Below are 14,501 nucleotides of genomic sequence, written 5' to 3'. Positions count from 1 at the left end.
AGCCGCACGGCATTTTTGCGCGGTTTTAGACAGAGGCGGTCTATTCGTCAGTCGCGCCCTTTGCCGGTGAACGCTCGGGTATACTGCCGCGTTTTGTGATGCCCCTGCAGGCCACGCAGCACTCCGGGAAAACTTCGCTTACGGATTATTTTCCATGAAAGCGGGTTTTTTCGGCCAGCCTGTACAGAGGGATTTGCGCACCATTTTGGAGTTTTACATGCTCGAGCAGGCTCAACGCGTCCTCAAGGACATCTTCGGCTACGACAGTTTTCGTGGCCGCCAGGGTGCGATCATTGAGCGCGTGGCCAATGGCGGCGATGCCCTGGTCCTGATGCCGACCGGTGGCGGCAAATCGTTGTGCTTCCAGGTGCCGGCGCTGTTGCGCAATGGCCTGGCTGTGGTGGTGTCGCCGCTGATCGCATTGATGGACGATCAGGTCGCCACCCTGGAAGAACTCGGCGTCGCCGCCGCTGCCTTGAACTCCACCCTGAGTGCCGAGCAGCAGCGCGACCTGGCTGCGCGGATCAAGCGCGGCGAAGTGAAGATGCTTTACTTGGCACCGGAGCGGCTGGTGCAGCCGCGCATGCTGGCGTTCTTGCAGAGCCTGGAAATTGCCCTGTTCGCCATCGACGAAGCTCACTGCGTGTCGCAGTGGGGCCACGATTTCCGCCGCGAGTACCTGCAGCTGGGCCAACTGGCGGAGCTGTTCCCTGATGTGCCGCGTATCGCCCTGACCGCCACCGCCGACAAGCGTACCCGCGAAGAGATCGTCGAGCGCCTGCATTTGCAGAACGCCGAGCGCTTCCTGTCGAGCTTCGACCGGCCGAATATTTTCTACCGCATCGTGCCCAAGGAGCAGCCGCGCAAGCAGTTGCTGGCCTTCCTCTCGGAGCGGCGCAGCGATGCGGGTATCGTCTATTGCCTGTCACGCAAGAAGGTCGATGAAGTCGCCGCGTTCCTCTGTGAACAAGGCTACCCGGCGCTGCCTTATCACGCCGGCCTGCCCAATGAAACGCGCTCGGCACACCAGAAGCGCTTTCTCAACGAGGAAGGCCTGATCATGGTGGCGACCATCGCCTTCGGCATGGGGATCGACAAATCCAACGTGCGTTTCGTGGCGCACATGGACCTGCCCAAGTCCCTCGAGGCTTATTACCAGGAAACCGGCCGCGCCGGCCGTGACGGCCTGCCGGCGGATGCCTGGATGGTCTACGGCCTGCAAGATGTGGTGATGCTCAAGCAGATGCTGCAGAACTCCGAAGGCGATGAGCGCCACAAGCGCCTGGAGCAGCACAAACTCGACGCCATGCTCTCGCTGTGCGAAGAGACCCGCTGCCGCCGCCAGACGCTGCTGGCGTATTTCGACGAAGACATGCCGCAACCGTGCGGCCACTGCGACAACTGCATCGACGGTGTGCAGACCTGGGACGCCACCGAGCCGGCGCGCCAGGCATTGTCGACGATCTACCGCACCGGCCAGCGCTATGGCGTGGGCCATCTGGTGGATGTGTTGCTGGGCAAGGACAACGAAAAAATCCGCAGCTTTGGCCACGAGAAACTCTCGGTCTATGGCGTCGGCAAGGCCCGCGCCGAAGGCGAATGGCGCTCGCTGTTCCGCCAGATGGTCGCGCGCGGGCTGGTCGACATCGATATTGAAGGCTACGGCGGCCTGCGCTTGAACGACAGTTGCCGGCCTTTGCTCAAGGGCGAAGTCAGCCTGGAGCTGCGCCGCGACCTCAAGCCGCAGACCACCGCCAAGAGCAGCACCAGCCAGGCCAGCCAGCTGGTGCGTGGCGAAGAGCGCGAACAGTGGGAAGCCTTGCGTACCCTGCGGCGCAAACTGGCGCAGGAACACAGCGTGCCGCCGTATGTCATCTTCCCTGACTCCACATTGCTGGAGATGCTTCGCGAGCAGCCCACCACCATGGCCGAGATGGCCAGGGTCAGCGGTGTGGGCGCGCGCAAGCTGGAGCGTTATGGCCAGGCATTCCTCGAAGTACTCGGCGGCCAGGTCGAAGCACCGAAGGAAATCGCCGATATTCGCCACGAGCTGATCAGCCTGGCTCGCGCCGGCATGACCCCGATCCAGATCGCCGGCCAGCTGCAATGCTCGGAAAAGAACGTGTACACGTTGCTGGCCGAAGCCATCGGCAAGCAGCAATTGTCGTTGGAGCAGGCTCTTGATTTGCCTGAAGATTTGCTTGGTGAAATCCAGGATGCATTTCTCGACGGGGAAGGCGAATTGCCACCTGTCGCGGAAATCGCGCCGTTGTTTACCGGGCGTGTTCCCGAGGGCGTTTTGTACTGCGTACGCGCCGCTTTGCAGTCTGAATTCGAAATTTAGTGTGCCAATTACGACAATGTAACGAATCAGTACATACGGGGCCTTGCCTACTGGCATGGCTCATGCTTAGCTGACTAATAATTAGCCACACTTTGTTTTCAGTCTAAAACATGAGTTTTTTATGCCGTTAACCGATCAACACCGATTTGGCATGCAGTTGGCGCAAATGTCCCGAGGTTGGCGCGCCGAGCTGGACCGCCGTCTCGCGGGGCTGGGCTTGTCCCAGGCGCGATGGCTGGTGCTGCTGCACCTGGCCCGTTTTACCGAAGCACCGACTCAGCGTGAACTGGCACAAAGTGTCGGGGTAGAAGGACCGACCCTGGCGCGTCTGCTCGACAGCCTGGAAGGCCAAGGCCTGGTTCAACGCCAGGCGGTAGTGGAAGACCGCCGCGCCAAACGTATTCTGTTGTGTGACACCGCTCGGCCCCTCATCGACCAGATCGAGACCATCGCCACGGCGTTGCGCCATGAACTGTTTGTTGGGGTGGACGAAGAGGATTTGCGCGTATGCATGCGCGTGCACGGGCACATCCTGGCGAATCTGGAAAAGTCCTGATTCCTGACACAACAACGATCAAAGTGTGGGAGGGGGCTTGCTCCCGATAGCGGTGTATCAGTGCCATGTCGGCGCCTGACACCCCGCTATCGGGGGCAAGCCCCCTCCCACATTTTTTATTCTGCGTTGTGTCAGAACGTCTGGCCGAGGTTCAGGTACACCGCTTTCTGGTTGTCATCATTGAACCCATAGCTGAAATTCAGCGGGCCCAGCGGTGTATCGAAGCCCAGGAAAACACTCGCCGCGTTGATATATCCGCTGTCGAACTGGTTGTCGTTGTTCCATGCCCGGCCCCGTTCCACCGAGGCTCCCAGGTACAGCGGGAAATCCAGCGGCAGGTACGAGCGCGGTGTCAGCCGGCGGTAGTACACCGCGCGCATCAGGCTGACGTTCTGGCCCGAGATCGCGTCCTCGCGAAAGCCTGACAATTGCCGTGCGCCACCCAGCAGGAAGCTGGAGACCACCACGTCGGATTTATCCAGGGTGCGTCCGTAGCGTCCGCCCAGGATCAGCGTGTCGGGGCCGTGGCTCATGGCTTTGTCCAGCTTGAACTCCCATTGGCGGTAGCGCTGGTCGGAACCCAGCCCCGGCTCGAACTCACGGTAAGCCAGGGCGATGTCTTCGCCGGTGTGCGGGAAGTACACGTTATCGAAAGAGTCGAACGAGTATTTCAGCTCATAGAAGCCCTCACTGAAACTCATGCTCGGCAGGTCGCGGTCGCCGATACGCACGTCCGCCTTGCCCCAGGCTTCGCCCACGCCAAAGCGAATCTCGCCGCTGTTGCCGATCTGCCGCCCGACGTTCAAGCCGAAACCGTAGCGCTCCAGCCGATATTCCGAGATGGGGTCGTTGTCCATGATCAGCTCGACATTCTGCGCCTGGGCACGGATGTAGGGCGCGACGAAGTAGCGTGAGCCCGTGTCCATCGGTTGGTAGAACTCGCTGTACAGCTCCTGGCGATCACCGATTTGCACCCGCGTCAGCCATTCGGCGCCGAGGCGGTTGATACCGTTCATCCGATAGCTGGCGCCAAGGTTGAAGGCGCTGTCGCCGCGCATGTCATCCGACAGGTTCAAACCCAGGCGCAGGTAATCGGTGCCGCTGCGCTTGCCGCGTGCGCTGATGACCAGGGTGTTGTCCTTGGCTTTTTTCACTACGCGGTATTGCACCTGCTCGAAGTAGTCCAAGCCGTACAGCGTGCCCATGTCCGATTGCAGGCGGCCGAGGTTGAGCGGTTCGCCCAGCTCCTGGCGGATGTAATAGCGGATCACGTCGTCGCTGACTTTGGAGTCGTTTTCCACCTTGATCGCGGTAATGATCGGGGTGCGTTCGCCGGGCGTGCGCGCGGCGGTCAGTTGCGGGTCTACCGGTTCGGCGGGGCGCAGGTGCGCCAGGCGTAGGTCGAGGGCACGCGTGGCGCGGTAGCCGGCATCGATCATGTCCTTGGCGCGGCCGAAATCCGTCACGCCGTAGGCTGCCAGGGACGGTTGGATCAACACATCCCTGGGGTGCAAGGCCTTGAGTTGTTCCTCGGAATTACGCCGGGTCATCAAGGTGATGGACTGGTTGAGCACATCGACCACGGTCGCCAATTGCTTGCGTGAGCGCAGCGGTGTGCCGATGTCCACCACGATGGCGATGTCGACGCCCATTTCCCGCGCCACATCCAGGGGAATATTGTCGGTCATGCCGCCGTCCACCAGCAGGCGCCCGTCCAGCTCTACCGGGGCGAACACGGCGGGGATCGACATGCTGGCGCGTATCACCTGGGGCAGGTGGCCCTTGCTGAACACCACTTTTTCACCGGTGGTGATGTCGGTGGCCACGGCCCGGAACGGAATTGGCAGCTTGTCGAAATTACGCGTGTTGCTGCTGTGGGCGAACATGCTTTCCAGCAGCAATGCCAGGTTCTGACCCTGGATCACGCCCAGCGGCAGGCCGAGGCTGCCGTCGTCGCGAAAGCTGAGTTTCTGTTTGACCAGGAAATCGCGGTCATCCTGCTTGCGCCTGAACGGCACGTCTTCCCTGGGCGGTGCGTCGGACAATGCCTGCTGCCAGTCGATATTCAGGGCGAGCTTTTCCAGCTCGTCGATCTTGTAGCCCGAGGCATACAGCCCGCCAATCACCGCGCCCATGCTGGTGCCGGCAATCGCATCGACCTGGATGCCCTGTTCTTCCAAAGCCTTGAGCACACCGATATGGGCCAGGCCACGCGCGGCGCCGCCCGACAGCACCAGGCCGATTTTCGGGCGTGGGCTTTCAACGGCATCGGCAAGAAGGGGGAGCAGGCAGAGGAACAGGCAAGACAACAGGCGGCGCATCATGAATCTCGAGGCTGGGCGATAAAGGCCGGTATTATAGCCATGCGATCCACTGACGCCGTCACGCAGGAGCCTTTCACGTTATGTCCGCAAGCAAACCCGAGATCGTTATCACCTATTGCACCCAGTGTCAGTGGCTGTTGCGTGCCGCCTGGCTGGCCCAGGAATTGTTGAGTACGTTTGCCGAGGATTTAGCCAAGGTGTCCCTGGCGCCCTCAACCGGCGGCGCGTTTCGCATCACCTGCGACAACGTACAGATCTGGGAGCGCAAGGCCGATGGCGGCTTCCCGGAGGCCAAGGTGCTCAAGCAGCGCGTGCGCGATCAGATCGACCCGCAGCGCGACCTTGGGCATAACGACCGTACGCCGTGAAGTCAGGCTGCGGCCGGCGGCTTGGCCTGGCTGGCGCTGCCCATCAGGCCGGAAAGCACGATGGCGACGATGATCAGCGCGCCGCCCAGCAGCATGCGCAAGGTGGGCGTCTCGGCGAACAGCAGCCAGGCCACCGTGATGCCGTAGACCGGTTCCATGGCAAACACCACCGACGCGGTGCGCGCCTTGATCACCGCGAGGCTGGCGACAAACAGGCTATGGGCCAGGCCGGTACAGAACACGCCCAGCAGGCCGATCCACAGCCAGTCCAGCGCACGCACGTCCGCAAGCCCCGGTGCCGCCACGGGCAACAGGCATGCGGCAACCACCAGGTTCTGCCACAACGCGGCCTGTACCGCCGGAATGCGTCCGGAGCTGGCGCGGTTGTTCAATGACAACAAGGCGAACAGCAGCCCCGATGCGATGCCCCAGAGCAAGCCGCCCGTGGCGTCGCTGGCCAGGTTGAAGTCCGGGGTCACCAGAACCAGGCCGATGCTGACCAGCGCTACCAGCACCATTTCATTGGCGCGAATCCGCTCGCGGAAGATCAGCCCTTCAAGGATCACCGTGAAGGCCGGGAAGGCGGCAAACCCCAACGTTGCCACCGCCACCCCGGCGACCTTGACCGCGATGAAGAATGTCACCCAGTGCGCGGCAAGCAGCACGCCGCTGACCAGCAGGCGGTGCCAGTCGCGCATCTGCAGGTTTTTCCAGGGCGCATTGCTGGCAAAGCGCGCGAAGACCGCCAGGGCAATCACCGCAAATGCGGCCCGCCCGAATACGATGATGGACGGTGAGGCGGCCGCCAGTTTGCCGAATACACCGGTGAGGCCAAACATCAATGCACCGATATGCAGGGCGCCGAGGGCTGAGCGGGGAGTCATTGCGATCCTTGAATCAAGGGGTAACAGGCGCGCAGTCTACAACGCCTGGTGGCGAATGCGCTGTCATCAGACTGAAGCACAGCTGTCATGGGCTATTCACTGCCGGGGCGCAAGCTCGCGAAAACAGCGTCGAGGGACCCCCATGACCCGTGCCGAATTCGCCAAGCCCAGCCGCAAGCAACGGGTGCGTACCCTGTGGATTTCCGATGTGCACCTGGGCACTCGGGATTGCCAGGCTGAGCACTTGTCGCACTTTCTCAAGGGCTACCACGCCGACAAGGTGTATCTGGTCGGCGACATTATCGATGGCTGGAAAATGCGTGGCGGCATGTATTGGCCGCAAGCCCACACCAACGTCATTCGCCGCCTGCTGACCATGGCCAAACGCGGCACCGAGGTGATCTACGTTACCGGCAACCATGACGAGTTTCTAAGGCGTTATTCCAAGCTGATCCTGGGCAATATCCAACTAGTGGACGAGGCCGTGCACGTGACCGCCGACGGTCGCCATCTGCTGGTAATCCATGGCGATCAGTTCGATGTGATCACCCGTTATCACCGCTGGCTCGCCTTCCTGGGCGACTCGGCCTACGAGTTTACCCTTACCTTGAACCGCTGGCTCAATCACTGGCGAGCGCGCTATGGCTACGGGTATTGGTCGCTCTCGGCTTACCTGAAACACAAGGTGAAAACCGCCGTGAGTTTTATCAGCGATTTCGAAGAGGCCATCGCCCACGAAGTGACCAAGCGGGAGTTGCACGGGGTGGTGTGCGGGCATATTCACCATGCCGAAATCCGCAAGGTAGGGGAGGTGGATTACCTCAATTGCGGCGATTGGGTGGAGTCGTGCACGGCGCTGATCGAGCACTGGGATGGGCATATCGAGTTGTATCGGCTGGCGGATGCGCAGGCCAGGGACGCGCAGTTGAAGGCCGAGATGGTCACGAGCTGAAGGTCCTGACTCGGTCAAAATGTGGGAGGGGGCTTGCTCCCGATAGCGGAATGTCAGCCAGCTTATCTCTAGCTGATCCACCGCCATCGGGGGCAAGCCCCCTCCCACATTTAGTTCCCGGTTTATTCAGTTGGAGACATCGACGATGGCCTGGGCCAGCAGCGTCAAGCGCGTGGCGTCCACCCCCGCCACGTTGGCCCGTCCCGTACTGACCATATACACACTGTGCTTTTCACGCAGTTGCTGGACCTGTTCGGCACTCAACCCGGTATAGGAAAACATCCCACGCTGCGTCCCGATATGCGCATAGCGCTCGGCCAGGCCGTGGGGTGCCAGCGCGTCCACCAGCCCGGCGCGCAACTGCGCGATGCGCGAACGCATTGCCTCGACTTCATCGCTCCACTGCTGTTTCAGCTCGGCATCGCCGAGGATGGTCGCGACCACGGCGGCGCCATGATCCGGCGGCGTTGACCACAGATTACGCGCGATATTGGCCAGTTGACTGCGCACATCCGTAAGCTTTTGCGCATCGGCCGCACACACGATCAAGGCGCCAACGCGGTCGCGGTACAAGCCAAAGTTTTTCGAGCACGAACTGGTGATCAACACTTCCGGCAGTTCGGCGGCGAACAGGCGCACCGCCCAGGCGTCCTGCTCCAGGCCGTCGCCAAAGCCTTGGTAGGCAAAATCGATCAGCGGTAGCAGTTGACGCTCGCGTACGATCTGCAGCACCTGGCGCCAGTCATCCTGGGACAGGTCGAAGCCGGTCGGGTTATGGCAGCAGGCGTGCAGCAAGACCACGTCGCCCTCGGGCACGCCGGACAGGGTGGCAAGCATCGCCGCCACATCCAGGCGATTGTCGCTGCCCACATAAGGGTAGTGACTGACCTTCAGCCCGGCTTTGGCGAAAATGGTTTCATGGATCGGCCAGGTCGGGTCGCTCAGCCACACGCCACGGCCGGGCAGGTTGTGGGCGATAAAATCGGCGCTCAGGCGCAGGGCCCCGGTGCCACCTGGCGTCTGGGTAGCGCCGGCACGCTGTTCACGCAGCAGCGCCGAATCGGCGCCAAGCACCAGTGCGCTGATCAGTGCGCCGAACGCAGCATCGCCGTGACCGCCGATGTAGGTCTTGGTGGTTTGCCTATCGACCAGGCGTTGCTCGGCGAGTTTTACCGAGTGCGGAATCGGCGTCAGGCCTTGGTCGTCCTTGTAGACGCCCACGCCCAAATCGAACTTGTTCGGGTTGGCATCCTGGGCATACAGGTCCATCAGCCCGAGGATCGGGTCGCCCGGCACGCGGCCAATCGCATCGAAATGCATTACTTGCGGCCCTCGGCGCTGTTGGCCACTTCATCGGTGCGCGCGGCCATGATGAAGTCGTTGCGGTGCAGGCCCTTGATGGAGTGGCTCCACCAGGTCACGGTGACTTTGCCCCATTCGGTGAGCAGGCCAGGGTGATGGCCTTCGGCTTCGGAGATTTCACCCACGGCGTTAGTGAAGGCCAGGGCGAACTTGAAGTTCTTGAACAGGAAAACCTTTTCCAATTGCATCACACCGTCGCGCACTTCGATGTTCCAGTCCGGGATCTGTTTGATCAGCACCGGCAGTTCTTCATCGCTGACTTGCGGGGCGTCGGCGCGGCAGGCTTCGCAATGGGCTTGGTTCAAAGTGGTCATGAAGGTGTCCTGAATTCGAATGATTGAAGGTCAGTGGCGTCACCCTAAAGCAACGCGGGGCCAGGGAACAGACTCACCTGGCGTCAAAATGTAAGGTTTACGCAGCTTTGGGCTTTGGCGGCTGCTTTTGGGGTAAAGAGCGGGGCGTGCAGGCCCAACTGCATACCGCGCTCGACCATGCCCATGATGTCTTCCTGCGCCACGTCGAACAGGCGCTTGAGCTCGGGCAGCACGAAGTACAGCGGCTGCAGGATGTCGATGCGATACGGCGTGCGCATCGCCTCCAGCGGGTCGAAGGCCTGGTGTTCAGGCTCGTCCGACAGGCAATACACGCTTTCCTTGGGTGATGACAGAATACCGCCACCGTAGATGCGCCGGCCTTCTGGGGTATCCACCAAGCCAAACTCGATGGTCATCCAATACAGGCGCGCCAGGTACACCCGTTGCTCCTTGGTGGCCGCCAGGCCGAGCTTGCCGTAGGTGTGGGTGAATTCGGCGAACCAGGGGTTGGTCAGCAGCGGGCAGTGGCCAAAGATCTCGTGGAAAATATCCGGCTCTTGCAGGTAGTCCAGTTCCTCACGGGTACGAATGAAGGTCGCTACCGGAAACTGCTTGCTGGCAAGCAATTCGAAGAAGGTCTGGAAGGGGATCAGCGCCGGCACGCGGGCGACTTGCCAGCCGGTGGTGTCGGCCAGCACTTTGTTGATCTCGCCCAACTGTGGGATGCGATCCAAGGGCAGGCCAAGCTTGTCGATGCCGTCCAGGTATTCCTGGCAGGCACGGCCCTCGATCACTTTCAACTGGCGTGTGATAAGGGTGTTCCACACCGCGTGTTCTTCCGGCGGGTAGTGGATAAAACCTTGCGCATCGGGCTCGCGGGCCACGTAGTGCGTCTGCTTCATACGGTTCTCCTGCTAGGCATTCGTTCTTGTTATGTCCTGCTGTGTGTCTATTGATAACCCGCGCAGCGCAGGTTTTCAGCGACTTCAAAGGCCTTTGAGTAGGAAAAAATACCGAATTTTGTAAACTATTCGTTACGGATGCGGCGCTCGTCGTTGCCTTGGGCTGGGAAAAGCGCCCGAGCTGTCACATAATCTTGACGACTATCTGCGCCCAGCAGCAAAAAGACGCGGCGCCTACCCACTTTTCGGGCCTTTTCATGCGTATCAAAGTGCATTGCCAGAACCGCATCGGCATCCTGCGGGACATCCTCAACCTGCTGGTGGAGTACGGCGTGAACGTCGCCAAGGGCGAGGTCGGCGGCGAGCATGGCAATGCCATCTACCTGTTCTGCCCAAACCTGGTGAACATGCAGTTCCAGGCGTTGCGCCCGCAGTTCGAGGCGATCGCCGGGGTATTCGGCGTGAAAAGGGTAGGGCTGATGCCCAGCGAGCGTCGGCACATGGAACTCAATGCGCTGCTGGGGGCCCTGGAGTTTCCGGTGCTGTCCATCGACATGGGCGGCTCCATCGTTGCGGCCAACCGTGCGGCGGCGCAGTTGCTCGGGGTGCGGGTGGACGAAGTGCCGGGCATTCCCCTGTCGCGCTACGCCGAAGACTTCGACTTGCCGGAACTGGTGCGCGCCAGCAAGTCGCGGATCAACGGGCTGCGGGTCAAGGTCAAGGGCGATGTGTTCCTGGCGGATATCGCGCCGCTGCAATCTTCCGAACACGATGACAGCGAAGCCATGGCCGGCGCAGTGTTGACCCTGCACCGCGCCGACCGGGTGGGCGAGCGTATCTACAACGTGCGCAAGCAGGAACTGCGCGGCTTCGACAGCATCTTCCAGAGTTCCAAGGTGATGGCCGCCGTGGTGCGCGAAGCCCGGCGCATGGCGCCGCTGGATGCACCGCTATTAATAGAAGGCGAAACCGGAACCGGCAAGGAACTGCTGGCCCGTGCCTGTCACCTCGCCAGCCCGCGCGGCCAGTCGCCATTGATGGCGCTCAACTGTGCGGGCTTGCCTGAATCGATGGCCGAAACCGAGCTGTTCGGCTACGGCCCGGGCGCATTCGAAGGCGCCCGGGCCGAAGGCAAGCTCGGGCTGCTGGAACTGACCGCGGGCGGCACGTTGTTTCTCGATGGGGTGGGGGAAATGAGTGCACGCCTGCAGGTAAAACTGCTGCGCTTTCTGCAGGACGGGTGCTTTCGTCGCGTCGGCAGTGATGAAGAGGTGTACCTCGACGTGCGGGTGATCTGCGCGACCCAGGTCGATTTGTCCGAACTGTGCGCCCGTGGCGAATTTCGCCAGGACCTGTATCACCGCTTGAACGTACTGTCGCTGCATATCCCGCCCTTGCGCGAATGCCTGGACGGCCTCGGGCCATTGGTCGAGCACTTCCTCGATCAAGCCAGTCGGCAGATCGGTTGCCCACTGCCCAAATTGGCGCCGGCCGCGATGGACAAACTCAGCCACTATCACTGGCCGGGCAATGTGCGGCAGTTGGAAAACGTGCTGTTCCAGGCGGTTTCGCTGTGCGAGGGCGGGACGGTCAAGCTTGAGCATATTCGCTTGCCGGATTACGGCGTGCGCCAGCCGCTTGGTGATTTCTCGCTGGAAGGCGGGTTGGACGCCATCGTCGGGCGGTTTGAAAAGGCCGTGCTCGAAGCGCTGTATGCCGAGCATCCCAGCAGCCGGCAGTTGGGCAAGCGCCTGGACGTATCCCACACCACCATCGCCAACAAACTGCGCGATTACGAAATCCTCAAGGCTGGCAAATAACAACTGGCACAAATTGGTCCAAAACTGTGGGAGGGGGCTTGCTCCCGATAGCGGTGTGTCAGCCACAGAATGATGAACTGACCCACCGCCATCGGGAGCAAGCCCCCTCCCACATTGGATTTGTGTCGTCTACAAGGCCGAGGCTTGCCGTGAGCGGCAGTAGTCCGCCGTTTTTTCGACTCTCATCCACGCTCTAAATCTTGCCGCATACCCGCAAACCCCCGTCCCGCCTGCGCTTTAGCCAATTTTGAAAAGTTGGTTCGCAAATTGCTTAAGCCTCATCAGTACAGCGGTGGACGGCAAGCGTCCGTCAGAAAGAGGATAGAGCGTGGACAAGTACCTTTACGTGGCAATGACCGGCGCCAGCCAGAATGCTCTGGCGCAGAAGGCCCATGCCAACAATCTGGCGAACATTTCCACCAACGGTTTCCAGCGTGACCTGGAGCAGGCGCGGTCGATGCCGGTGTTCGGTGACAGCTTTCCGGCGCGGGCTTTTGCCCTGACCGAACGGCCGGCCACCGACTTCACGCCCGGCGCGATGATCGAAACCGGACGTGACCTGGACGTGGCCGTCAGCGGCGACGGCTGGATGGCCGTGCAAACCCCGGATGGCAGCGAAGCCTACGTGCGCAGCGCCAGCATGAACGTGGATGCGCTCGGTGTGCTGCGGGCCGGCAACGGTATGCCGATCATGGGCAACGGCGGCCCGATTGCCGTGCCGCCCCAGCAGAAAATAGAAGTGGGTGCCGACGGCACCATCAGCATCCGCGCCATGGGCGAAGGCCCGCGGGTGATGGCCGAAGTGGACCGTATCAAGCTGGTCCAGCCCGACCTCAAGAACATGAACAAAGGTTTGGACGGCACCATCCACACCAAGGATGGCCAGCCGGCCCAGGCCGACGCGAACGTCAAGCTGACCTCGGGCTTCCTGCAGGCGAGCAACGTCAATGCGGTTGAGGAAATGACCGCGGTACTGGCGCTCTCCAAGCAGTTCGAGCTGCACATCAAGATGATGAACACCGCCAAAGAAGATGACCAGGCCATGACCCGCGTCTTGCAGATGAGCTAACAGCCTTGATTGGCTTTTAAATAAACAGCGCAGCACGGCGCCAACAAACAGGCGCACGAAGGAGAACAGCATGCTTCCGGCTCTATGGGTTGCCAAGACAGGCCTGTCCGCCCAGGACACTAACCTGACCACCATTTCCAACAACCTGGCGAACGTGTCGACCACGGGTTTCAAACGTGATCGCGCCGAATTCCAGGACTTGCTCTATCAGATCAAGCGCCAGCCGGGCGCCCAGTCGACCCAGGACAGCGAACTGCCGTCGGGCCTGCAACTGGGTACCGGTGTGCAGATCGTCGGCACCCAGAAAAACTTCAGCGCCGGTAACCTGCAACAGACCGGCCAGCCGCTGGACATGGCGATCAACGGCCGTGGCTTCTTCCAGATCCTGCAACCGGATGGCACTACGTCCTACACCCGTGACGGTACCTTCCACTTGGACTCCAACGGCCAGATCGTGACCGCCAATGGTTTTGCCCTGGAGCCAGCCGTGGTGGTGCCGGCAGACGCCAAGACCTTCACCGTCGGCAACGACGGCACCGTGTCCATCACCGTGGCCGGCAACCCTGCGTCGCAAGTGATAGGCAACCTGCAAACCGCCGACTTCATCAACCCGGCCGGCCTGCAGGCCATGGGCAACAACCTGTTCCTCGAAACCGCTTCCAGCGGCGCGCCGCAAATCGGCACCCCTGGCCTGAACGGTTTCGGCACCACGCTGCAAAGCACCCTGGAAACCTCCAACGTCAGCACGGTTGAGGAGATGGTCAACATGATCACCACCCAGCGTGCCTACGAGATGAACTCCAAGGTGATTTCCACCGCCGACCAGATGCTTTCGTTCGTAACGCAGAATCTGTAATCAGTCTATGGGGCGCCCTTGAAAGCGCCTGCAACACCGTGAGGTTAGGGTCATGAATCGCATTGTTTCTGTTCTGGCATTGAGTGGGATCGCCGTGCTTGCGGGCTGTGTCGCCCCGTCGCCGAAACCCAATGACCCGTACTACGCGCCGGTGTTGCCGCGCACGCCGTTGCCGGCGGCGGCCAACAATGGCTCGATCTATCAGGCCGGTTTCGAGCAGAACCTGTACAGCGACCGCAAGGCGTTCCGGGTCGGTGACATCATCACCATCACCCTGAACGAGAAGACCCAGGCGAGCAAGAACGCCAACTCTCAGATCGGCAAGACCAGCAAGACCGGTATCGGCCTGACGTCGCTGTTCGGCGGTGGTCTGACCACCAATAACCCGTTGGGTGACGGTGACCTGAGCCTCAGTGCCGGCTACAGCGGCGACCGCGCCACCAACGGCAAGAGCGCGGCGGGGCAGGGCAACAGCCTGACCGGCTCGATCACCGTGACCGTGGCCGACGTGTTGCCCAACGGCATCATCGCCGTACGCGGTGAAAAGTGGATGACCCTCAATACCGGCGACGAGTTGGTGCGCATTGCCGGCATGGTGCGTGCCGATGATATTTCCACCGACAACACCGTGCCGTCGACGCGGATTGCCGATGCACGGATTACCTACTCGGGTACAGGTTCGTTTGCTGATGCAAGCCAGCCGGGCTGGTTCGACCGTTTCTTCCTTAGCCCGCTGTTCCCTTTCTAGGT

General features: G+C 61.3%; 13 protein-coding genes. 8 read left to right on the top strand and 5 right to left on the bottom strand.

What is annotated here, in order from left to right:
• Nucleotides 1-217 precede the first annotated feature (217 nt).
• Both recQ and C4J90_RS18515 read left to right on the top strand, forming a co-directional pair.
• On the top strand, nt 218-2,344 hold the full coding sequence (gene recQ, locus C4J90_RS18520; RefSeq protein WP_124363805.1) for a DNA helicase RecQ: 2,127 nt from the start codon (nt 218-220) through the stop codon (nt 2,342-2,344).
• Between the two features lie 121 nt (nt 2,345-2,465).
• Nucleotides 2,466-2,900, top strand: a complete 435-nt coding sequence (locus C4J90_RS18515) for a MarR family transcriptional regulator (RefSeq protein ID WP_065884521.1) — start codon at nt 2,466-2,468, stop codon at nt 2,898-2,900.
• 131 nt (nt 2,901-3,031) lie between these two features.
• Here C4J90_RS18515 and C4J90_RS18510 read toward each other — a convergent pair whose 3' ends face one another.
• Nucleotides 3,032-5,221 carry a patatin-like phospholipase family protein gene (locus C4J90_RS18510; RefSeq protein WP_124421234.1) on the bottom strand — a complete coding sequence of 730 codons (2,190 nt, stop codon included), beginning with the start codon at nt 5,219-5,221 and terminating at the stop codon, nt 3,032-3,034.
• Between the two features lie 83 nt (nt 5,222-5,304).
• Between C4J90_RS18510 and C4J90_RS18505 the strand changes: the two genes are divergently transcribed.
• Nucleotides 5,305-5,592 (top strand): SelT/SelW/SelH family protein, encoded by a 288-nt coding sequence (locus C4J90_RS18505; RefSeq protein WP_124363804.1) that lies wholly within the window; start codon nt 5,305-5,307, stop codon nt 5,590-5,592.
• 2 nt (nt 5,593-5,594) lie between these two features.
• On the opposite strand, the gene C4J90_RS18500 is transcribed toward C4J90_RS18505, so the two are convergent.
• Nucleotides 5,595-6,476, bottom strand: coding sequence for a DMT family transporter (locus C4J90_RS18500; protein WP_124420531.1), 882 nt, complete (start codon nt 6,474-6,476; stop codon nt 5,595-5,597).
• 142 nt (nt 6,477-6,618) lie between these two features.
• Between C4J90_RS18500 and C4J90_RS18495 the strand changes: the two genes are divergently transcribed.
• A complete protein-coding gene (locus C4J90_RS18495; RefSeq protein WP_124363801.1) occupies nt 6,619-7,428 on the top strand; it encodes a UDP-2,3-diacylglucosamine diphosphatase in 810 nt (269 codons plus the stop codon).
• Between the two features lie 126 nt (nt 7,429-7,554).
• On the opposite strand, the gene C4J90_RS18490 is transcribed toward C4J90_RS18495, so the two are convergent.
• The 3 genes from C4J90_RS18490 to phhA form a co-directional block, all read right to left on the bottom strand.
• The gene (locus tag C4J90_RS18490) at nt 7,555-8,748 is read right to left on the bottom strand and encodes an amino acid aminotransferase (RefSeq protein ID WP_124420530.1); all 1,194 of its coding nucleotides are present in this window, start codon (nt 8,746-8,748) and stop codon (nt 7,555-7,557) included.
• Complete coding sequence (locus C4J90_RS18485) at nt 8,748-9,104, bottom strand: 4a-hydroxytetrahydrobiopterin dehydratase (RefSeq protein ID WP_124363799.1); 357 nt, start codon at nt 9,102-9,104, stop codon at nt 8,748-8,750. The genes C4J90_RS18490 and C4J90_RS18485 overlap by 1 nt, the downstream gene beginning before the upstream one ends.
• A gap of 83 nt (nt 9,105-9,187) precedes the next feature.
• Nucleotides 9,188-10,006: a phenylalanine 4-monooxygenase gene (phhA, locus tag C4J90_RS18480; protein ID WP_124420529.1), complete on the bottom strand. Its 819-nt coding sequence runs from the start codon at nt 10,004-10,006 to the stop codon at nt 9,188-9,190.
• Between the two features lie 257 nt (nt 10,007-10,263).
• Between phhA and C4J90_RS18475 the strand changes: the two genes are divergently transcribed.
• The 4 genes from C4J90_RS18475 (at nt 10,264) to flgH (ending at nt 14,499) form a co-directional block, all read left to right on the top strand.
• Nucleotides 10,264-11,826 carry a sigma-54-dependent transcriptional regulator gene (locus C4J90_RS18475; protein ID WP_124363797.1) on the top strand — a complete coding sequence of 521 codons (1,563 nt, stop codon included), beginning with the start codon at nt 10,264-10,266 and terminating at the stop codon, nt 11,824-11,826.
• Between the two features lie 328 nt (nt 11,827-12,154).
• Nucleotides 12,155-12,895: a flagellar basal body rod protein FlgF gene (locus C4J90_RS18470; protein ID WP_124363796.1), complete on the top strand. Its 741-nt coding sequence runs from the start codon at nt 12,155-12,157 to the stop codon at nt 12,893-12,895.
• A 70-nt stretch (nt 12,896-12,965) separates the two neighbouring features.
• Nucleotides 12,966-13,751, top strand: coding sequence for a flagellar basal-body rod protein FlgG (flgG, locus tag C4J90_RS18465; RefSeq protein WP_057721328.1), 786 nt, complete (start codon nt 12,966-12,968; stop codon nt 13,749-13,751).
• A 52-nt stretch (nt 13,752-13,803) separates the two neighbouring features.
• Nucleotides 13,804-14,499, top strand: coding sequence for a flagellar basal body L-ring protein FlgH (gene flgH, locus C4J90_RS18460; RefSeq protein WP_124363795.1), 696 nt, complete (start codon nt 13,804-13,806; stop codon nt 14,497-14,499).
• Nucleotides 14,500-14,501 lie beyond the last annotated feature (2 nt).

It is taken from the genome of Pseudomonas sp. R2-60-08W (assembly GCF_003852335.1).
Taxonomy (GTDB): Bacteria; Pseudomonadota; Gammaproteobacteria; order Pseudomonadales; family Pseudomonadaceae; genus Aquipseudomonas.
The sequence above is the reverse complement of the archived record's forward strand: the minus strand, read 5'-3'. Positions and strand labels throughout refer to the sequence as shown.